The organism is Candidatus Poriferisocius sp., assembly GCF_965219775.1.
Lineage (GTDB): Bacteria > Actinomycetota > Acidimicrobiia > Acidimicrobiales > Bin134 > Poriferisocius.
Genome location: NZ_OZ244793.1, coordinates 457,241 through 479,792 on the forward strand (window position 1 = coordinate 457,241; position 22,552 = coordinate 479,792).

The 22,552-nt window shown below is 66.0% G+C and carries 7 protein-coding genes; 1 reads left to right on the forward strand and 6 read right to left on the reverse strand.

What is annotated here, in order from left to right; genetic code table 11:
* Window positions 1–42: 42 nt before the first annotated feature.
* The 5 genes from ACOQPQ_RS02105 to ACOQPQ_RS02125 form a co-directional block, all read right to left on the reverse strand.
* Window positions 43–16,917, reverse strand: coding sequence for a GLUG motif-containing protein (locus ACOQPQ_RS02105; protein ID WP_420637790.1), 16,875 nt, complete (start codon window positions 16,915–16,917; stop codon window positions 43–45).
* Between the two features lie 368 nt (window positions 16,918–17,285).
* Window positions 17,286–17,771 (reverse strand): hypothetical protein, encoded by a 486-nt coding sequence (locus tag ACOQPQ_RS02110; protein ID WP_420637791.1) that lies wholly within the window; start codon window positions 17,769–17,771, stop codon window positions 17,286–17,288.
* Window positions 17,772–18,006: 235 nt separating this feature from the next.
* Entirely contained in the window at window positions 18,007–19,290 is a 1,284-nt protein-coding gene (locus ACOQPQ_RS02115; RefSeq protein ID WP_420637792.1) for a DUF222 domain-containing protein, read from the reverse strand.
* Window positions 19,291–19,654: 364 nt separating this feature from the next.
* Window positions 19,655–20,071, reverse strand: coding sequence for a putative toxin-antitoxin system toxin component, PIN family (locus tag ACOQPQ_RS02120; protein ID WP_420637793.1), 417 nt, complete (start codon window positions 20,069–20,071; stop codon window positions 19,655–19,657).
* 8 nt (window positions 20,072–20,079) lie between these two features.
* Window positions 20,080–20,391: a hypothetical protein gene (locus ACOQPQ_RS02125; RefSeq protein ID WP_420637794.1), complete on the reverse strand. Its 312-nt coding sequence runs from the start codon at window positions 20,389–20,391 to the stop codon at window positions 20,080–20,082.
* Window positions 20,392–20,583: 192 nt separating this feature from the next.
* Here ACOQPQ_RS02125 and ACOQPQ_RS02130 point away from each other — a divergent pair, with 192 nt between their 5' ends.
* On the forward strand, window positions 20,584–20,724 hold the full coding sequence (locus tag ACOQPQ_RS02130) for a hypothetical protein (RefSeq protein ID WP_420637795.1): 141 nt from the start codon (window positions 20,584–20,586) through the stop codon (window positions 20,722–20,724).
* 393 nt (window positions 20,725–21,117) lie between these two features.
* On the opposite strand, the gene ACOQPQ_RS02135 is transcribed toward ACOQPQ_RS02130, so the two are convergent.
* On the reverse strand, window positions 21,118–22,383 hold the full coding sequence (locus ACOQPQ_RS02135; protein WP_420637796.1) for a DUF222 domain-containing protein: 1,266 nt from the start codon (window positions 22,381–22,383) through the stop codon (window positions 21,118–21,120).
* Window positions 22,384–22,552: the final 169 nt, after the last annotated feature.

Sequence of the window (22,552 nt, forward strand, 5' to 3'; positions counted from 1 at the left end):
TCCGGTGGTGGCGCTGGAGGCAGCCCGGCTGTCAGTGAGAGATCAGCTTCGGGACTGTGACCCGAACTCTTGCCAAGTGGCGGTGCCGTTGTTGTCGGTGTCGTACTTGAGCACCGGGTACTCACCCGACGACCCGAAGTCCCACACGTTGGCGTCCCAATTGGCGTAGATCCCGTTGGCGCCGGTGGGGGACTTCAGTTCGGACGTGGACTTGCCCTTGCCGTCGTCGTCGTGGCCGTCGTTGTCGTTGGCGCTGGTCGACTGGTTGGTGGCGTTGACGTCCCAGTAGCTGTCGCTGATTCTCGTTCGCCCGTGTCCGTTCCGAGCGGCCAGGCCCCCCACGGGGGAGTCACCGGTGGATTGCACCAGACCGGCGGCGTAGCTGTTGGTCACTCGGGAGTAGCGGCTCTGGTTGACGTGCAGGCTGCCCACGAGGCCGCCGACCTTGCTCGATGAGGTCAACCCCCGCACGGTCACCCGGGAGTAGGTGTTGATGAGGGTGTCCCGGCCATTGGGGTGGCCGCTGGCCTCGCCGACGAGGCCGCCGGCGGCGTCGCCGGAGCCGTCGAGTTCCACCACACCGGTGGCGTACGAGTTGCTGATCGTCGCCCGGGTGACGAGCCCGGCGAAGGAGCCCACGGTGGCTCGGGCCCAGATGTCCACGTCGAGCAGGGCCAGGTTGGTGATGTGCCCGCCGTCGGTGAGACGGCGGAACAACCCGGCCCGGTCGCCGTTGGTGTGGGAACCGCTGCGGATGTACAGGTTCGAGATGGAGTGACCCTTCCCGTCGAGCACGCCCCGGTACGAGGAAATCGGGGCCCACCCACCACCGTTGTTCCAGTACTGGTCGCCGTCATCGGCCTGGTTGTTGTTGTTGGTGTCGAAGTCCAGGTCGGTGGTCAGCTCGTAGCCCACGCAGCCCGAGGCCGGGCATCCCATGTTGATCATGGCGTCGGGGTAAGCGGCGGCGTACTCGTCGGCCCAGTCAGGATCGTCGGGCGTGCCGTTGCCGTCCCGGTCCCAACGCAGGGCATTGAGCTGGGCCAAGCTGGAGATCTCGATCAGGCCGTTGCTGTCGGTGTCGTACACCAGCGACCGGCTGATCTGATCGTCGGTGTCGACCGGGTGCGTGAACCACTTGGTGGCACGGAACACCGGGTACTCGTTGCTGGAGCCGAAGTCCCAGATGTAGGTCTCGAAGTTCACAGCGGAGTACAGGTTGTTGTTGGCGTTGGTCGGCTGCTGCAACTCGGCGGTGGTGTGGCCGGAGCCTGCGGCGCTGGTGGGCTGTCCGCTGGTCTCGGTGTCCCACACACCCCTCACGTAGCGGGTGTTGTAGGAGTTGGTGCCGAACAGGCCGCCGGCGGCGGTGTCGGCCCCGCCGATCACCCGGGCCGTCGACATACCCGAATCCATTGGCTTGTGGTTGCTGCCGGCGATCCCTCCGACGGCGGCACCGGCGCCATCGACCACGCCGCGCACGTACACGCGTTGCAGGCCTCCGTTTTGGCGACCGGTGATGCCACCGGCGTAGGAATCCGCCCCCTGGGCCGAGACCACCACCTCGGCGAAGCTGCCGTGGATCGTGCCGCTGGTGTTGTTGTACCCGACGATGCCCCCGACGCTGTCGGAGTCGCCGTCGGCGGCCACCCGCCCGCTCACCCAGGTATTGTCGATGTACGCCGCGTAGTTCTCGCCGGCGATGATCCCGACGTAGCTGCGCGACACCGCCCCGGAGCCGTTGTCCCGGCTGCTGGCCACCTGGATGTCGGCGTTGATCACGCCCAGTCGCTCGACCTTCCCCTGCACCCACGTGCGACTGTCCTTGGGATTGCGGTACTTGCCGATCACCTTCTCGAACAAGCCGTAACGGCTGGTGGTGTTGCCGGCTGCGGTCAAGTGGGACTGGTCGTCGCGGATGTACAGGTTGGAGATGGTGTGGTCGTTGCCCCGGAAGGTCGCCCAGAACTCGCCGGGAATCGGATCCCAGCCCCGGCCGTTGTTCCAGTAGGCGTCGCCGGCATCGGCCCGACCGTTGCTGTTGGTGTCGAAGTCCAGGTCCGCCGTCAACTCGTAGCCCCGGCACTTGCGGTCCTTGCAGCCCATGGCCGGGTAGTGCTGGGGGAACGCCGAGGAGTAGGCGGCCTGATCGGCGTCGGCCACATAGCCGTCGCCATTGACATCCCAGCGGATGGCGTTGAGCTGCGCCAGGTTCGACACCTCGATCAAGTGATCGTTGTCGGTGTCGTAGTCGGTACCCGACGACACGGTGAACTCCACCTCGGCCTGGGCGCCCTGCACGTCGGTGACGATGACGGTCACCCAGGTGGTTCCCGGCTTGGCGTGGGTGTTGGCCTGCACCACCAGGTCGGACTGCGACAGGGTGACGGTGGCCACCGACGGATCGGAGTTCTCCAGCGTGTAGGTGAGGGCCTCGTCGTCGGGCTCGATGAAGATCTCGTTGCCCGCCTCGTCGAAATCACGCTGCCAGGAGGAGTTGAACCCCAGTTCGATGTGACCCACGCCGCGTGGACGGACCGGCGCCCGGTTCACCCGCTGGTCGCCGAACTCCCACCAGGTGGCGGTGCCGTCGGCGTTGAAGTCGGTGACCAGCACGGGGTAGCGGTCGTCGGGCGCGAAGTGCCACACCCGGTCGTCCCAGTTGCCGTAGATGCCGGTGGCCGACGTGGGCGACTGCAGCTCGGCGGTGGTCTTGGCCTTGGAGGCGTTCACGCTGGTGGAGTAGATGCGGCCGGTGACGTCCTTGTCCCAGTAGCTGTCGGTGACGGTGGCCTGGCGGGCCGCGTCCCGGTCGTAGATCAGCCCGTTGTTCTGCACCGAGCCGAGGATCGTCCCGGCGGCGTAGGTGTCCTCGAGGTCGGCGTCGATCAGCCAACCGGTGAGGCCGCCGTACACCCCGGCCCCGTTCACCGTAGCGGTGGTGTAGCTGTTGGTGATCTTCTTTGTCCGGGTGCGCCCGGCCAGACCGCCGGCCTCGGCCTCGCCGTACACCGTGCCGGTGCTGTAGGTGATCTCGAGGTTGCCGGTGTTGTAGCCCACCAGGCCGCCGGCCATGTCGGAATCACCCCCGGCCGACACGTTGCCCGACGAGTACACCGAGTTCACGGTGCCCTTGTTCCAACCGGCGAGGGTGCCGGCCACCGCCGAGGAGATGCGGTTGGCGCCCACGTCGGTGCTGCTCTTGACCGTCACCGAGGCGTTCTCGAGGCCCAGCGTCTCCACCGAACCGGCGCCGCCGATCTCCGAGAACAGGCCGTAGTAGCCGGTGGTGTTCTTCAACGCCGTCTCGGCGCTGTTGTCGTCGCTGATGAACAGGTTGCGGATCACGTGGCCGTTGCCCTTGAGGGTGCCCGAGAACCCGCCGCTGATCGGCTTCCAGCCCTGGCCGGCGTTCCAGTAGTCGCCGTCGTGGTCGTTGGCGTCCACGTCGCCGTCGCCGTCGGAGTCGAAGTCCAGATCGGCGATGAGCTCGTAGCCGCTGCAGCCGAACGACGGGCAACCCAGCCCGGGCTCGGCGGCCCGGAAGGCCTGGGCGTACAGCGGATCGGTGGACACGCCGTCGCCGTCGAGGTCGAAGCGGATGGCGTCGAGCCGCACCAGATCGTCGATCTCCAGCAGGCCGTCGTCGTCGGTGTCGTAGTCCTTCAGGGTCACGTCGAGCGCGAACTGGTCTTCCACCCAGTAGCCGGAGGCGTTGGTGGCCCGCACCGTGATGTCGACCTTGCCCTGGATGAGCCCGGTGATGGCAATGGCCTTGGTGGCGGTGTCGATGGTCACCGACGCCGGGGTCGAGGTGGACAAGTCCAGCGTGTAGGTGAGCGCCCCGTTGCTGGGCTCGTTGAACACGGCCTTGCCGGATTCCTCCAGGGGAATGCTCAGACTGAAGGTGGTGGCCACCTCCTGGTCGGCGATGGCGTTGGTCACCGTGGGGAACTCCGACTGCGGCGCCGTCAACACCTCGAACTCATCGGAGCGTGACAGGCCCTCGTTGTCGGTGGCGGTGACGGTGATGTTGGCCTTGCCGGTGGTGACCCCGGTGATGGCCACCGCGGTCGGGCTCTGGGCCACGGCCACGCTCACGTTGGCGGGGGAGTCGGACGCCACCGTGTAGGTGAGCGGCCCACCCTCGGGATCGGTGAACACCTCCTGGCCCGACCGCTCCAGGACCACGTTGATGGTGGAGGAGGTGCCCACGATCTGGTCGGAGATCGGGTTGTCCAGCGTGGGCCGGCTGAGGGGCCGCTGGTCGCCGAACTCCTGCCAGGTGGCGGTGCCGTCGCCGTCGAAGTCGTACTTCAGCGCCGGATACTGCGAACTGATGCCGAAGTTCCACTCGTCGGAGCCGGAGTTCCAGTGGGAGTAGATGCCGGTGTTGGCGGTGGGCGTCTGCAGCTCGGCGGTGGTCTTGTGGGTGCCGTCGGCCCCAATGGTGGTACCGCTGGTGGTGGCGTCCCAGTAGCTGTGCTGCACCTGCGCACCGCCACTGGCGATACCCACCAGGCCGCCGTAGTAGTTGAAGCCGGGATTCGGGGTCAACAGGCCGGTGGCGTAGCTGTTGTACACGCCCTTGGAGGTGGTCACCGAGCCGACCAGGCCACCTACCGAGCCCGGGCTGGTGGGCAGGCCGGCCGCTCCGGTGGCGTAAGTGTCGCTGACGGTGCTGGCGTCGGTGGTGCCGACCAGGCCGCCGAGGTTCACCGAAGTGGAGCCCGACACCGCACCCTGCGCGTAGCTGGTGGTGAGGGCGGCGCCGTCGGCGTTGTGGCCGAGCAGGCCGCCCGCGTTGGACGCCGTGCCCGACACCGACACGGTCACGTCGGCGAAGCAGCCCGCGATGGAGGCCTTGGCGCCGTCGTTCTTGCCCACCAGACCACCGACGTCGGTGGCGGTATTGCTGGAGGTGACGGTGCCGGTGGCCGAGCACGCCGACATGGTGCCCTCGTTCAGCCCGGCCAGGGCCCCGATGTTGACGGCGTTGGTGGCCGAGACGGTCACCGAGGCGTCCACCAGCGACACGTTGCGCACGGTGCCGTCGCCTTCGATCCAGCCGAACAGGCCGTGGTTGGTGTGCGACGGCGTGCCCGAGGCGTTGATGTACAGGTTGGCGATGGTGTGGTGCTGGCCGTCGAACACCGCCGGGTAGCCGCCGCCGATGGGGGTCCAGCCCGCGCCGTTGTTCCAGAAGGCGTCGCCGGAGTCGGCCTGGCCGTTGCCGTTGGTGTCGAAGTCCAGATCGGCCACCAGCTCGTACCCGGTACAACCGGCGGCGGGGCAGCCCATGTCGGGACCGGCCCTGGGCAGGCCCGCCCGGTAGGCGGCGTCGTCGGAGAGGTTGCCGATTACGCCGTCGCCGTTCAGGTCGTAGCGGATGGAGTTGAGGGCGGCCACCGTGCCGACGTCGATCAGGCCGTCGTTGTCCACGTCGTGGTCCATGTAGCTGCTGGTCACGTCGAACGAGTCGTCCACGAAGTAGCCCGACGGGTCGGTGCCCCGCACGGAGATGGTGGTGGTGCCCGCCGGCCGCTTGGTGTTCACGGTGAGCACACCGGTGGCGTTGTTCACCGACACGGTGGCCACGTCGGTGTTGCTGGAGGTGGCCGCAAACGTGAGCTTGTCGCCGTTGGGGTCGCTGAACGCCCCGCCGGTGCCGCCGAGGGCAACCGGCGTGGCCGACTCCACCAGCACCGCCTGGTCGGCGATGGCCGTGACCGTGGGAATGTCGCTGGTGGGGGCCACGATGGCGATGAACGTATGGTTCACCCACAACGACTCATCGTCGGTGGCGGTGAGGGCGATGTCCACGTTGCCGGTGGCCACACCGGTCACGCTGACCGTGTCGGCCGACTGGTTCACGGCCACGGTGGCCTTGGTGGCGTCGGCCGACACCGCGGCGTAGGTCATGGTCGAGCCCTCACGGTCGTGGAACACGTTGTCGCCGCCGGTGGGCTCCAGGTGGATGGTGACCGTGGTGCCCACGGGAACCATGTGCGTGGGGATGGGGTTGACCAGCGTGGGCCAACTGTCGGGCCGCTGGCGGCCGAACTCCTGCCAGGTGGCGGTACCGTCGCCGTTGAAGTCGTACTTCAGCGCCGGATACTGCGTGTTCTTGCCGAAGTTCCAGGTGGAGGCGCTCCAGTTGGCGTAGATCCCGGTGTTGGTGGTGGGGGACTGCAACTCCGAGGTGGTCTTGTGGACACCGAAGATGCCGGAGGTGTCGCCGGTGGTCTCGGAATCCCAGTAGCTGTCCTCCACCGAGTTGGCGGCGGCCACGCCCGTCAGCCCGCCCCACCACTGAATCTTCTTGGGATCCACGTTGAGCCGGCCGAGGGCGAAGCTGTCGGTGGAAGCCCCCCCGCCCAACAGGCTGCCCGCGATGCCGAACACCGCGGTGACCGACCCGGTGGCGTAGCTGTCGGTGACGGTGCCGGTGCTTTCGGCCACCAGCCCGCCGGTGTGGCTGAACCCGGTGATGGTCTCCACGGCGCCGATGGCGTAGCTGGTGTCGATGGTGCCGCTGTTCTTGCCGGCCAGGCCGCCCGAGTAGCTGGACATGCCGGAGGAGGTGACCGCCACGTCGGCGTAACAGCCGGTGATGGAGGCCCCGGTGGTGCTGTTGTTGCCCACCACGCCGCCGGCGTTGTCGTTGGAGCTCACGTTGACCGAACCCTGCGCCGAGCAGGCGGAGATCTCCCCCTGGTTGTCGCCCGCGAGGGCCCCGGCGTTGGCCGTGGAGTTGCCCGAGCTGCCCGCGGTGATGGACACGCCGTCGAGGCGGATGTTGCGCACCTCGCCGTCCGCTCCGATCTTTGCGAACAGCCCGAAGGAATCCTCGGTGGAGGTGCGGTTGCGGCTGATGTGCAGGTTGGAGATGGTGTGGTGGTTGCCGTCGAAGACCCCGCTGTAGGTGCCGCCGATGGCGTCCCAGCCCGCGCCGTTGTTCCAGTAGGTGTCGCCGTTGTCGGCCCTGCCGTTGCCGTTGGTGTCGAAGTCCAGGTCGGCGGTCAGCTCGTACCCGTCGCACCCGGTGGACGGGCAGCCCATGTCGGGCCCGGCCTTGGGCCAGGCCAGGCGGTAGGCGGCGTCGTCGGAGGCGTTGTCGATCTCGCCGTCGCCGTTCAGGTCGAGCCGGATGGCGTTGAGCTGGGCCAGGGTGCTGAACTCGATCAGGCCGTTGTCGTCATCGTCGTGATCCACGTAGCTGCTGGTCACGGTGAACGAGTCCCGCACGAAGTACTCGGTCGGATCCTTGGCTTCGAGGTCGATGGTGGCCGTGCCCGCCAGCCGGTAGGTGGTGACGGTGAGCACGCCGGTGGTGCTGTCCACCGCAACGGTGGCCACGTCGGTGTTGTCGGAGGTGGCCGTGATCGTGAGGGTGTCGCCGTTGGGGTCGCTGAAGGCGCCGCCGGTGCCGGTGAGGGTCACCGTCAGGGAGGACTCCACCAGCGCCGTCTTGTCGGGGATGGCCGTCACCGTGGGGATGTCCGCGGAGGAGGCCACCACGGTGGTGAACGTGTGGGTGCCCCACAACGACTCGTCGTCGGTGGCGGTGAGGGTGATCTCCACCACGCCGGTGGCCACGCCGGTGATGGTGACGGTCTTGGCCGTCTGGTTCACGGTGACGGTGGCTTTGGTGGTGTCGCCCGAGGCCGCGGTGTAGGTCATGGCCGAGCCCTCGCGGTCGCTGAACACATCGGCCCCGTCGGAGGGCTCCAGGTCGACGGTGACCGTCGAGCCCACGGCCACCTGTTGCTTGGCCACCGGGTTGGCCACCTTGGGCCAACTGGCGGGCCGCTGGCGGCCGAACTCCTGCCAGGTGGCGGTGCCGTCGCCGTTGAAGTCGTAGCTCAGCGCCGGGTACTGCAAGTTCTTGCCGTAGTTCCAGGCGGTGGCGCTCCAGTTGGCGTAGATCCCGGTGTTGGCCGTGGGGGTCTCCAACTCGGTGGTGGTCTTGGCCGTGCCGTGGGTGCCGACGGTGGTGCCGCTGGTGGTGGAATCCCAGTAGCTGTGCTGGATCTGCACGCTGTTGGTGTCGCTGACGAGGCCCACCAGGCCGCCGTAGGAGTTGAAGCCGACGTACGGAGTCACCAGGCCGGCCGAGAAGCTCTTGGAGACGCCCTTGGACGTGCTCACCGCGCCGACCAGGCCGCCGACCGAGCCCGAGGAGTTGGGGAGGCTGGCGGATCCGGTGGCGTAGCTGTCGGTGATGGTGCTGCCCTTGGAGGCGCCGACCAGCCCGCCGAGGTTGGCCGAGCCCGAACTCGACACCGCACCCTGGGCGTAGCTGTTGGTGATGGTGGCGCCGTTGACGTTGTGGCCCACCAGGCCGCCCACGGCCGACGCCGTACGCGACACCGACACGGTCACGTCGGCGTAGCAGCCGGTGATGGTGGCCGCAGAGCCGTCATTCTTGCCCACCAGACCACCGATGTCGGTAGCGGTAGTGTTGGAGGTGACGCTGCCGGTGGCTGCACAGGCGGACACCGACCCCTTGTTCACGCCGGCCACCGCGCCGACGTTGACGGCGTTGGACGCCGCCACCGTCACCGAGGCGTTCACCAGCGACACGTTGCGCACCTCGCCGTCGACCCCGATCTCGCCGAAGAGGCCATGGTTGGTGTGCGTGGGCGTGCCGGTGGCGTTGATGTGCAGGTTGGCGATGGTGTGGTGCTTGCCGTCGAAGACGCCGCTGAAGGTGTCGCCGATGGGGGTCCAGCCTGCGCCGCTGTTCCAGTAGGTGTCGCCGTTGTCGGCCTGGCCGTTGCCGTTGGTGTCCAGGTCGAGGTCGGCGGTCAGCTCGTACCCGTCGCAACCGGTGGACGGGCAGCCCATGTCGGGCCCGGCCCTGGGCCAGGCCAGGCGGTAGGCGGCGTCGTCGGCGAGGATGCCGATCACGCCGTCGCCGTTCAGGTCGAAGCGGATAGCGTTGAGCTGGGTCAGGTTGGCCACCTCGATCAGGCCGTCGTCGTCCACGTCGTGGTCCACGTAGCTGCTGGTCACGGTGAACGAGTCGCGCACGAAGTAGCCCGACGGATCGGTGGCTTCGAGGTCGATGGTGGCCGTGCCCGCCTTGCGCTGGGTGTTCACGGTGAGCACGCCGGTGGTGTTGTTCACCGACACGGTGGCCAGATCGGTGTCGTCGGAGGTGGCGGTGACCGTGAGGGTGTCACTGTTGGGGTCGCTGAACGCGCCACCGGTGCCGGTGAGGGTCACCGTCAGGGAGGACTCCACCAGCGCCGTCTTGTCGGTGATGGCCGTCACCGTGGGGATGTCCCCCTTGGGGGCCACGATGGTGGTGAAGGTGTGGGTGCCCCACAGCGATTCGTCGTCGGTGGCGGTGAGGGTGATCTGGGTGGTGCCCGCGGCCACCCCGGAGATGGTGATGGTCTTGGCCGTCTGGTCCAGGGTGACGGTGCCCTTGGCGGTGTCCGACGACACCACCGTGTAGGTCATGGCCGCGCCCTCGCGGTCGCTGAACACGTCGGCCCCGCCGGTGGGCTCCAGGTCGATGGTCAGGGTGGCGTTCACCGCGACGATCTGCTTGGGGACGGGGTTGGCCACCTTCGGCCAACTGTCGGGCCGCTGGCGACCGAATTCCTGCCAGGTGGTGGTGCCGTCGCCGTTGAAGTCGTACAGCAGCGCCGGGTACTGCGAGTTCTTGCCGAAGTTCCAGGCGTTGGCGCTCCAGTTGGCGTAGATCCCGGTGTTGGAGGTGGGGGTTTGCAACTCGGAGGTGGTCTTGTGGGTGCCGAAGATGCCGGTAGTGTCGCCGGTGGTCTCGGAGTCCCAGTAGCTGTCCACCACCGTGCCCGTGGCGAAGCCGCTCAGCCCGCCCCAGAACTGGGTGCTTCCGGGAATCACGCTGAGGCTGCCGATGGCGAAGCTGTCGGTGGACGTGCCGTGGCCCAAGAGGCCGCCCGCGCTGCCGGACTTCACGCTCACGGGGCCGGTGGCGTAGGTGTCGATCACACTGCCCGCCCCTCTGCTCTCGCCCACCAGGCCGCCCGCCACGATGTTGGCCAGGAGGGTCACGTCGGGTCTGCTGATGTTGCCGGTGGCGTAGCTGGTGTCGATCACACCGGTGTTCTCGCCCACCAGGCCGCCCATGTAGCGCTGGCCGTGAGAGCCGGAGTTGATGAGGTCCACCGCGGCGAAGCACCCGACGATGCCCGCCGAGTTGCCCTTGTTCTCGCCGACCACGCCGCCCGCGGTGTCGTTGGGGCCGATGGTGATGCTGCCCTCGGCCGAGCACGAGGAGAGCGATCCCTGGTTCTGCCCGGCGAGGGCGCCGGCGTAGGCGGAGGCGTTCTGGCCCGAGCTGCCCGCGGTGATGGACACGCCGTCGAGGCGGATGTTCTTCAGCGCGCCGCCGGATCCCACCTGGGCGAACAGGCCGTAGTAGCTCTTGGAGGCGCTGCTGGACCGGTCGATGTACAAGTTGGAGATGGGGTGCCGCTTGGCGTCGAAGGTGGCGTTGTACACCCCGCCGATGGGCGCCCACCCGGCGCCGCTGTTCCAGTAGGTGTCGCCGTTGTCGGCCTGGCCGTTGCTGTTGGTGTCGAAGTCCAGCGCGGCGGTCAGCTCGTAGCCGTCGCAGCCCGAGGGGCATCCGGAATCGGCGGCCGGATACGGGTACTGGACGGCGTACTTGGTGCTGTCGGAGTCGTTGTCGGCGGCGCCGTCGCCGTCCAGGTCGTAGCGAATGACGTTGAGGTCGGCCAGGTTGTCCACCTCGATGAGGTTGTCGTTGTCGAGGTCGTAGTCGTGCTGCACCCGCACGGTGAAGGTGTCGGACGTGTCGGCGGTGTCGCTGTCGCCGTCGCTGGCGGTGACCGTAATGTCGGCCTCGCTGGCGTTCTTCACCTTGGTGGCGGTGATGGTGCTGCCGCTGATCGCCACGGTCACGTTGGCGGTGTTGCTGGAGGTGACCGTGTAGGTCATGTCGTCGCCCTCGGGGTCGAAGAACACGGGGCTGCCGGACGTCTCCAGCTCCACCGTCACGGTGGTGGCGTGGGGCACCACGATGGCCTGATCGGGGATGGCGTTCACCACCACCGGTCCGCAACTGAAGAACTGGTCGCCGAACTCGGTGGAGGTGGCGGTGTTGTTGTTGTCGAAGTCGGACTTGAGCGTGGGGTACTGCTCGTTGGTGCCGAAGTCCCAGGTGCCGGTGGCCCAGTCGGCGTAGATGCCGGTGGCCGAGGTCGGGGTCCACATTTGGCTGGTGGTCTTGCCCGCGGTGGCCGCGCTGCCTGCGCTGGTGGCGTGCCCGGTGGACTCGGTGTCCCAGTAGCTGGTGGTGACGGTGGCGGTGGCCGCGGCGGTGCCCACCAGGCCGCCGACGGTGGCCGAGTTGGTGGTGGGGGGGACGACCACGCACTCGGTGCCGGTCACCGGCCGGCTCAGGCCGGCGGTGGTGGTCGGGATCACCGCGGCGGAGGTGTAGCTGTCGTCGATGGAGGACGTGCCCTGGTGGGAGCCCACCAGGCCGCCCGCGGTGTTGCCGGAGGCGGTGCCGGTGGTGACCGAGCCCACCGCGTAGGCGTCGGAGATCGACGCGCCCGCGGTGTTGATGGCCACCAGGCCGCCCGCGATGCCGTTGGCCCCGGTGGCCGACACCTCGGCCCGGGCGTAGGCCACCGAGATGTCGGCGGAGGAACCGGTGTTGCGGCCCACCAGGCCGCCGGCCCGGTCCTTGTTGCCGTTGGCCTTCGCCTTGCCGGAGGCGTACACGTTGGTGATCGTGCCCTTGTTCTGCCCGGCCAGGAGCCCGACGAAGGTCTCACCCGCACCACTGCTGGACGTATCCACCTGGGAGTTCACCAGGCCCACGTTCTGCACCTTGGCGCCGGTGCCCAAACTGGCGAACAGACCGTAGTAGTTGGCCCCCGAGGAGAGCGAGGTAGTCGCTTCCCAGTAGTGGTTGGAGATGGTGTGACCGTTGCCCTCGAAGGTGGCGTTGAACTCGGTGTTGAACGCCGAGCCGATCGCACTCATGCCGTCGCCGAGCTGGCCTCCGCCATAGAGATCGCCGCTGTCGTGCTTACCGTTGCCGTTGGTGTCGAAGTCCAGGTCGTTGGAGAGCTCGTAACCCTCACAGCCCGGTGAGGGGCAACCGGAGTTGACCGCCCGGTGCGGATACCAGGCTTCGTACACGGTGTCCCTGTGGTCCGTGTCGCCGTAGCCGTCGCCGTTCATGTCAAACCGAATGGCGTTGAGGTGCCTCAGGGTGGTGATCTCGATGAGCTTGTCGTCGTCGGTGTCGTAGTCCACCTGCACGACCACGGTGAATTTGGTGGTGGCGTCGTCGGTGTCGGATTCGCCGTCGCTGGCGGTGAGCGTGATCTCCGAGGAGCTGGATTCCTTCACCTTGGTGGCGGTGATGGTGCTGCCGCTGACGGCCACGGTCACGTTGGCGGTGGTGCCCGAGACGGCGGTGTAGGTTATGACGTCACCATCGGGGTCGAGGAACACGAGGCTGCCGGTCGTCTCCAGTTCCACCGTCACCGTGCTGTCGCCGGGGATGATGCCCTGGGTGCCCAGTGGGTTGAGCAACAACGGGCCGCAACTGAAGGTCTGGTCGCCGAACTCGGTGGTGGTGGCGGTGTTGTTGCCGTCGAAGTCCACCTTGAGCAGCGGATAGTCCGTACCGGTGCCGAAATCCCAATTGGTACTCGACCAGTTGGCGAAGATGCCGGTGTTGCTGGTGGGGGTGCGCAGATCGGAGGTGGTCTTGCCCGCGGTGGCCGCGCTGCCCGCGCTGGCGGTCTGCCCGGTGATCTCGGTGTCCCAGTAGCTGTTGGACAACGTGGCGTTGGTCGCCGCCGTTCCGGCCAGGCCGCCGGTGGACGCCGAGTTGGTGGTGGCGGCCACCGTCACGCACGTGTTGCCGGTGAGGGGCCGCTGCACGCCGGTGACCGTGGTGGGCTTGACCACCGCATAGGAATGGCTGTCGGTGATCGACGACGTGCCCTGGAGCTTGCCGACGATCCCGCCTGCGGTGTTGCCGGTGGCCGTGCCCGTGCTCACCAGGCCCACCGTGTAGGCGTCGTCGATGGAGGCCCCCGCCGCGCTGATGGCCACCAGACCGCCCGCGGTGCCGCTGGTGCCGGTGGCCGACACCTCGGCCCGGGCGTAGGCCACCGAAACGGCCGCGTCCGTACCGGTGCTCAGGCCCACCAAGCCCCCGGCCACGTCGCTGTTGCCGTTGGCCGACACGGTGCCGTTCACGTAGACGTTGTTGATCTCGCCCTCGCTCTTGCCGGCCACCGCGCCCGCGTGGGTGGCCCCGGCCCCGGAGCTGGAGGCCGACACGTCCACGTTCTCCAGGCCGAAGTTCTGCACTTTGGCGTCGCTGCCCAGCGTGGAGAACAAGCCGTAGTAGTCGGCCCCGGTGGTGATCGAACTGGTGGTGTTGATGTGCAGGTTGGAGATGGTGTGGCCGTTGCCCTCGAAAGTGGCGTCGTACTCCCCGCCGATGGGCGTCCACCCGGCACCGCTGTTCCAGTAGGTGTCACCGCTGTCGGCCGTGTCGTTGTCGTTGGTGTCGAAATCCAAATCCGCGGTCAGCTCGTAGCCGTCGCAGCCGGTGGACGGGCAGCCCGAGTTGACCGCCGGGTAGGGGTACTGGGTGAAGTAGTCGTTCTTGTCGGTGGCGTTGTCGGCCACGCCGTCTCCGTCGAGGTCCCAGCGCAGGGCGTTGAACTGGGCCAGGTTGGTGACCTCGATCAGGCCGTCGTCGTCGGTGTCGTAGTCCACCTGCACGACCACGTTGTAGGTGGTGGACACGGTGTCGCTGTCGGAGTTGCCGTCGCTGGCCGTCACGGTGATGTCGGCTTCGCTGGCCGACTTCACCTTGGTGGCGGTCACCGTGCTGCCGCTCACCGCCACGGTCACGTTGTCGGTGTTGCTGGAGGTGGCCGTGTAGGTCAGGTCTTCGCCGTCGGCGTCGAAGAACACGTGATCGCCGGTGGACTCCAAGTCCACGCTCACGGTGGTGGTACCGGGGATGATCGCCGTGTCGGTGATGCTCCGGAGCAGCGTCGGGCTGCAGTTCAGGCGTTGGTCGCCGAACTCGGCCGAGGTGGCAGTGTTGTCACCGTTGAAGTCGACCTTGAGCAGCGGGTAGTCCGTGCCGGTGCCGAAATCCCAGTTCGAGGACGACCACCCGCTGTAGATGCCGGTGTTGCTGGTGGGGGTACGAAGCTCGGAGGTGGTCTTGCCCACCACGCCGGTGCCCCCCGCGCTGGTGGAGTGACCGCTGGTCTCGGTATTCCAATAGCTGGTGGTGGTGCTCGCCTTGCTGTTGACCTGGCCGATGAGGCCGCCAACATTGGCCGAAATGGTGGCTGTCGGCGACACACTGACGCACGTGGCGTTGTCCACCGGTCGGCGGAGCCCCGCGGTGGCTGCCGGAATCACCACCGCGTGCGAATAGCTGTCCTCCACAAAAGCAGTAGCCACTGGGCTGCTGTTGAGGCCGGTGCTTCGGCCAACGAGTCCCCCGGCCCTGTTGGAGGAGGCGTTACCGGTGGTTACCGACCCAACCGAGTATGCATCAGAAATCGACGCATGGCCCAGGTTCAAGCCCGCCAACCCTCCAGCCTCCCCGCTGGCTGCTGTTGCCGACACGTCGACTCGCGCGTACGCCTTCGTGAGGCTCGCAGGGTCGGAGCTGATGGTGCTGGCGTTGATCCCTAGCAAGCCCCCGGCCTTGTCTGAGGGGCCGTTCGAGGTAACGGTCCCGGTGACGTAGACGTTTTCCACATCCCCGATATTGAATCCCGCCAGCGCCCCCACCCGGGACCGGGCCGAAGAGCTGCTGCTTGTGGTCAGGTCCACATCCACCAGGCCCAGGTTCTTGACCACTGCCTCGCGACCGAATCCGCCAAAGAGGCCAAAGTAGTGAGTGATGCCAGGGCTGTAGTTGGTATTGTTGATGTAGAGGTTGGAAATCTTGTGGCCGTTACCATCAAACGTATCAGAGAAGGAGGTAAGATCACCGTCCGTGATACCACCGAGGGGAGTCCAACCCTTTCCGTTGTTCCAGTAGGTGTCCCCCGAATCGGCCGTGCCGCTGTCGTTGGTGTCGAAGTCCAAGTCGGCCCTCAGCTCGTACCCCCCGCCGCATCCGCCGTCGCACCAATTGCCGATGGTCGGTAGATTGGGGAAGGCAGTCCTAAAGCTGGAGACATTTGTCGAATCTTCGACGGTCTCGTCGCCGTCCATGTTCCACCGGATGGCATTCAGTTGCGCCAAGGTCTTGATTTCCATCAGTTGGTCGCCATCGGTGTCGTAATCGGTGGCCGGGGTGATTTCGAAGGTGTCGGATCCCGTCGCGCCCCCGAGGTCGGTCGCCGTGACCGTGATGTTCGCCGTTGTGGCCTTCGTGATCGTGATGGTCAGCGTCGTGCCGCTGACGCTCACCGAGATGTCCGAGGGTTTGCTGGAGGTCGCGGAGTAGGTAAACACGTCTCCGGTGTTGGCGTCGCCGAATATAAGGGCGCCTGAGGGCTCCAGCGGCAGGGTGTCGGTACCATGCAGGGCCAATTGGTCGGGGATGGCATTGGCGACTGTGGGGCTCACATTGGCGCGCTGGGGGCCGAACTCGTAGGTCAAGGCGTGGCCGTCACCGTTGAAGTCCGACCGGAGCTGGGGATACTGGGAACTGCTGCCGAAGTCCCAATTCCCTGCCGGCCAGCTTGAGTAGATGCCGCTGTTGGAGGTGGGGCCCTGTACCTGGGCCGTGGTCTTGCCTACGCTGTTGGAGCTGCCCGCGCTGGTGTTCTGGCCCGTTGTCTGCTTGTCCCAGTAGCTGTTGCTGATGGTGGGATTGGTTGATGTGCCGAACATGCCGCCCACATCGTCGGTGTTGGTACCCGCGGTCACCGATCCCAGGGCCAGGGCGTTGTTGACGGTGGTGCCGTTGATGAAGCCGGCGAGGCCGCCCATCACGTCGCCGTCACCGCCGGTGGCCCCGGTGACGTACACATTGCTGACGGTGCCGTTCTTGAAGCCGCCCGCCAGGCCTCCTGCGGCCCCGGAGCCGTCGTCGCCGCCCTTCACCGTGGCGGTGGAGAAGGTGTTGCTGATGGTACCTCCGTCCATGATGCCGGCCAGGGCGCCGCCGTGGTCGGAGTCGCCGTTAACCTCGATGGTCCCCTCTACCCAAACATTTTCGACCGTACCCTTGATGCTCCCGGCGATGACACCCCCGTAGTAGCGCTGTGTTCTACTCACATTGCCGCTGTTCCAGTCGGTGTTGCTCTTTAGCCGTATGTAGACGTTTCCGAAGCCAACATTTCTCATGACACCCGAAGAATCGAGAGTATCGAACAGGCCAAAATACCTCGCACAATAGCCACAGCCCGTGTTGGTGCCGCTGCCGTCAACATGGATGTAGAAGTAGTCAATGGTGTGGCCATTACCTTCGAAGATTGCGGTGTACGAGTCGTACCTGAAGTCTTGTTGCATGGGCAGCCAGCCCTTACCAGCGTTCCAGTACTTTCCTCCGTGGTCGGCGGCGGAGACGTGGCCACTGCCGTTGGAGTCGAAGGTCAAGTCGTTCATGAGCTCGTAGCCGATGCACTTCTGGTCGTCGGAGTTGGTCTCGTCCTCGTTGCAGCCGAATCCCGACTCGGCGTGGGGCCACGCCGACCCGAACCAACTGTGCCACTGGGGGAAGTTCAAGTCGACCTTGCCGTCGGCGTTCATATCCCAGCGAATGGCGTTGAGCTGGGCCATGTTGGTGATATCGATGAGGCCGTCGTCGTCGGAGTCGTAATCGTTGTGGGACGCGGCCGCCGGCGAGGCCATCCACGCCAGCATCACCAGCGCGGCCACGGCCGCGGCGGCCAACAGGCCGAGGGCTCTGGCGGGACTCCACCAGGCCAGGGCCAAGGCATGGACCCTGCCTGGGGGCGGCTCGGACTTCCGGGGGGAGGACACTGGGCGGGGGAGGTGGTTCATGTCAGACTCCGGTATCACAGGAAGACCCCTCAACCTAGACGATGACCATGGCACCGTGTCAAGGATCCTGGGCCAGTTTCACCTTCCGTTCATGCTCCGTTGACCACCACCCTCCCGCTAGGACCCCCGTCGGCACCCCTCCCCCCGCCCCGCGCCCCCTCCGTTTCCCATGTCGCCTCCCCCGACAACAACCCCCAATGCTGCGTTCTCTGAGAACCCTCGGAGAATCTCCTGAGAAGCTCCTGAGAGTCCCTCAGAGACCCCTGAACCCCCCAACTTCTCGGCACTTCCCAGGGTGGCTACGTCGGCGAGACCGGTTCCGGGAGTGGGGGGTGGAGTTCGTTGCGGCACCGGCGGCAGTGGTCGGTGAGGTTATCGAGCTCATCGGAGAGGGCTTCGAGGGCGGGGTAACGGGGGTCGATTCCCTTGGGCTGTAGGGGCAGGCCGCGGGTGAGGGTGACGTCGGCCCGGTCGCTCCAAGAGAGTCGTTCGAGTTCGTGAAGGACGGGTGGTTCGACGGAGCCGACCCGCTGGGCAACCTGGGTGAGCCAGATCGGCCCGTGGTATCGGGTGTGCACGGTGACGGGATACCCGAGTCCGGTGAGATCTGCGGCAAGGACGGCGTCGACCTCCGTGGCCAGCTCGGTCTCGGCGCCGGCGAGCATCCCGCGGCACCAGCCATCGCCGGTTTCCGTGACGAGGAACAGCCTGCCGATCGCGTGGGACCTCGCAAATGGCCGGACCACGCAGATATAGCCGGTGTGGACTACGTCGGGGGTTTGCAACCCCCGACACTCGCTGCCAGGTGGGGTTGCTGGCAAATGGTGGCTGACGCGGTTGCCGGTCGGGGTAGGTTGTTCTCGGCAGAGAGGACCGAAGTTATGCGGTGCCGTGCGCTTGCTCCTCTGCCAACTCGCAGAGCGTGCCCTGCTTCGGCAGGGCACGAACGCGTCATGCCGGTGTCCGGCACCCTTAGGTGAACGCGGAGCCAACTGGCTGGACCGGATTGAGCGGCTCCGGTCAGGAGCGTGAGACGGTGTCGTGCGGCTTGGCCGGGTTGGGGGGTGTGGGTCGGTGGCGGGTGCCCTTGGGGTTGGGCTGGTGCTGCCGGTTCTTGCGCTGCTTGTGGTAGGCGTGTTGGTGGTCGTCGCGGTGGGCTCGGCGGTGGCACTTCGGGCAGAGCAAAACGAGATTGTCGATGTTGGTGGCCCCGCCTTGTTCCCAAGGGAGAATGTGGTGGATGTCGCACGCCTGGGCGGCCAGGCCGCAGTCGACGCAGGCCTGGTCTCGGGCGAACAACGCCATCCGTTGGGCCTGGTTGGGAGCACGCTGGGTGCGACCCAGGTAGAGGGGTTGGCCGTCGGAGCCGAAGATGGCGGGGATGATGTCGGCGTCACAAGCCAAACGGCGCAGTTCCTCCACCTCGATGGGGGTGCCGTCGATGAGTTCGGCGTCTTGGAGCACCCCGTAGATGGGGTCCCATTCGGCGGTGACCACCAGCACCGTTTTCTGCGGCGCCGGGCCGCAATCGGCTCCGCCCACGGGCCCGCAGTCGGTTCCGCCTGCGGGATCTGACTCGTCGGCCCCCGGCGGCAGGGACAACCCGTTGGCTGGCTCACCCTTCCCGCCGGCCTGGCCGGCGGGTTGTTGGGTCATCAAAGCCACGAGGGCATCGGCGTTGCGTTGGTGGTAGGTGCTTTCGTCGCCGTTGCGGGTGTCGTGGTGGAGGAGGCGGGTGTTCATGGCGGCCATGGCGGACTTGACCCGTTGGCCGGCGATGGCGTCCAACTCGGCGTGGAGGATGACCATGTCGTCGTCACCGTCGAACACGCCGGCGGTACGCCGGGCTCGTTGGCGTTCGGTACGCGAGAACCCGTCGACCGAGGCCCGTTGGTCCTCGCGGGTGGCCAGGGTCTTCTTGAACTGGTCGCAGTCCAGGCGCATGGCCTCGAGAATCAGGTCCAGAGGCTCCCCTTCGGCCAACGGGGCCCGGGCGTGGGAGGCGGAGATCATCTCGGCGTGGTCCATGGAGATGTACCCGTCCTTGACCGCCCCCAACACATCGGGCAACGCCCGCAACCCCGAGGCCACCTTGGCCTGGCGGTTGGCCTTGTGGGCCTTGATCCCGAACTGCTTGCACACCGCGAACATGGCATCATCACCCTCGAGGTCGCCGAACCGGCCCAACACCCCCGCCAGGTACCCGTCCAACTGACGGCGGGCCACATCACCCTGCAACGCCACCTTCATCAAATCCGACGTCCCCAACCCCGAATAATCCACCAACTCAAAACCAGCAACCACCGGCTGACCGGCACCACCACACGTACAGCAATCCCCAGTGGCAGATGCCTCGGCAAAAGCACTGTCAGATGTCTCGGAAGAAGACTCAAACTCCATACCTGTCATTGTACCAACCAGGGTGACACTATCCCCCCTGATTTAGAGAAAAGGCAAGATATTACTGAAAGAAACCCGCCCCAGCTACACCACCCCCACTCACCCAGCCCATGTCCTTTCACATTCTCCCCCTCTGATGCAAGGAGACTGCAGTTGCGCCTTACTCTGAAATTCGACTTGGGCAGTTCCGGTTGACTCGATTCAGAGCATTAAGTTGAGTCTTGCCGGTAGCTCGAAGCGATGGTTTGAAGGGGAGGCGCCTACCGGGCTACCACGGGAAGTTCATGAGTTCCTCGAACGCCGCAGGAGTGAGGACAGGGGGACGTTGCTCAGCCCATTCCAGTAGATCCTTGTCGCCGCTGACTATGTAGGAGGCATCATGTTGTCTAGCGAGAGTGATCAAGTAATCGTCGGAGGGATCACGCGTGTAAGCCTGGTTGGTCGACGGATCGGGGACCCGCAAGGCCAGGATGCGTAAGTCGTTGACAAAACTTCGTACTCGTTCAGCGCCTATACGCTTCAAGAGGTGCGGTCGACCGAGGACATCCTGGACTTCTGCGATCAGGGTCGGACATACGATTGCATCGAGTTCTTGTGACGTGAGGGCTGCTCGCACGATCCGGTGCGAAGGCCCCTTGGCGATCGCAGCAGATACGTAGACGTTCGCGTCGAGGACCACCTGCACTGGGGGGCTCAGTGTCGCCTTTGCCGCCGTACTGCCTTTGTTTCCTTGACTGCGAGTGCCATGGCCTCGTCTTCTGAGAGGTCTGAACTTGCGTCGGCCAAGGCCGCAAGCGTGTCGTTGGCGCGTTTTGCGAAGTGCTCCCATGCCGCCTGGCGGCTGGTGCCCAATGCCTGCCCGATCTGTTCCCAGCTCGCCCCGGAGTCACGCGCCGCGGCGACTTGTGCTCGCCGAAGTTCGTCGAACTCGGCTTCGGATTCCGCCAGGGTACGAAGCGCAGCCAGTGGATCAGCGGGAAGAGCATCCGGCACAAGCAAACCCATACCGTCAAGATACCTTGACAATGGCCGACACGCAAGGCCTAAGAGGGGGTTGTAGCCGGCGCCTCGGCCGCCGGTGGAGCCCACCGCCTCGCCACTCCTCGGGCGGCAGGTCAACGGATGGGGGGCCCACTGACGCTAGTTTGGGATCGGTGGGTCGGAGGGCACGGACTCCTCGGACCGATCGGGAGACAGATGGCGAATCTCGACAAGCAGACGTTTAGAGCGGCAGCGGCTGAGTACGCGCGAGAACTCTCGCGGACCGATGTCGAGTCGCTGTTCGGCGTGACAGATGGAAAGGCCGTCGGGACATTCGTCGAGCACCGGTTCAATTGACTAGGGAGTTTGGGGATTTCCAGACCCCGATTGAGTTGTGTCGTCAGGTGGTTGGCCTCTTTGAGGGTCGTTCCTTCGAGCGAGTTCTCGAACCCACCTGTGGTGCTGGTTCCTTTCATTCTCGGTACTGACCTCACCTGTGGTGACGAGTTTCCTGGCGGCGACCAAGTACCCAGGGGCAAAGCGGCCGATCACGAAAAAGCTCCTTCAACGAATCGACTTAAACGCTGCCATCAGGTTGTCGGACAGGCAATTGCTGCTTGAGACGGCGCAGAGTCAGATGACAGGTGATCGCCTGCTGGACTTATCAGACCTTGATCGCTTCGCCTGTGACGATCAAACCCAGGGGGTTCTTACCCTCTAGCCAAATCCGGCACAAGCAGGCCCAGTTCGTCAAGAGCGTGAGATGGTGTCGGGTGGCCTGGTCGGGTCGGTGGGTCGGTGGTAGGTGTCCTTGGGGTTGGGCTGGTGCTGCCCGTTCTTGCGTCGCTTGTGGTGGTCGTCTTGGTGGGCTCGGTGGTGGCATTTGGGGCAGAGCAGGACGAGGTTGTCGATGTTGGTGGGCCCGCCTTGTTCCCACGGGAGGATGTGGTGCACCTCACAGGCTTGGGCGGCCAAACCGCAGTCGACGCACTGCTGGTCTCGGGCGAACAACGCCATCCGTTGGGCCTGGTTGGGGGCACGTTGGGTTCGGCCGAGGTAGAGGGGTTGGCCGTCGGTGCCGAAGATGGCGGGGATGATGTCGGCGTCACATGCCAAACGGCGCAGCTCTTCGATTTCGATGGGGGTGCCGTCGATGAGTTCGGCGTCTTGGAGCACGCCGTAGATCGGATCCCATTCTGCGGTGACCACCAGCACCGTTTTCTGCGGGGCCGGGCCGCAATCGGCTCCGCTCAAGGGCCCGCAGTCGGTTCCGCCTACGGGATCTGACTCGTCGGCCCCCGGCGGCAGGGACAACCCGTTGGCCGCCATGCCCTTCCCGCCGGCCTGGCCTGCGGGTTGTTGAGTCATCAAAGCCACTAAGGCATCCGCGTTGCGTTGGTGGTAGGTGCTTTCGTCGCCGTTGCGGGTGTCGTGGTGGAGCAGGCGGGTGCTCATGGCGGCCATGGCGGACTTGACCCGTTGGCCGGCGATGGCGTCCAACTCGGCGTGGAGGATGACCATGTCGTCGTCACCGTCGAACACGCCGGCCGATCGGCGGGCTCGTTGGCGTTCGGTACGCGAGAACCCGTCGACCGAGGCCCGTTGGTCCTCGCGGGTGGCCAGGGTCTTCTTGAACTGGTCGCAGTCCAGGCGCATGGCCTCGAGAATCAGGTCCAGAGGCTCCCCTTCGGCCAACGGGGCCCGGGCGTGGGAGGCGGAGATCATCTCGGCGTGGTCCATGGAGATGTACCCGTCCTTGACCGCCCCCAACACATCGGGCAACGCCCGCAACCCCGAGGCCACCTTGGCCTGGCGGTTGGCCTTGTGGGCCTTGATCCCGAACTGCTTGCACACCGCGAACATGGCATCATCACCCTCGAGGTCGCCGAACCGGCCCAACACCCCCGCCAGGTACCCATCCAACTGACGGCGGGCCACATCACCCTGCAACGCCACCTTCATCAAATCCGACGTCCCCAACCCCGAATAATCCACCAACTCAAAACCAGCAACCACCGGCCTTGTGCCAGCACAATTGCAGAAACCCTGGCCTGCGGAGGCCCTGTCAGATGTCTCGGAAGAAGGCTCAAACTCCATGATTATAAGTATACCAACCCTAGTGACAATATCCCCCCTGAATTGCGAAAAGACTGCCACAAATGTTAAATGGACTGACTTAATCAGA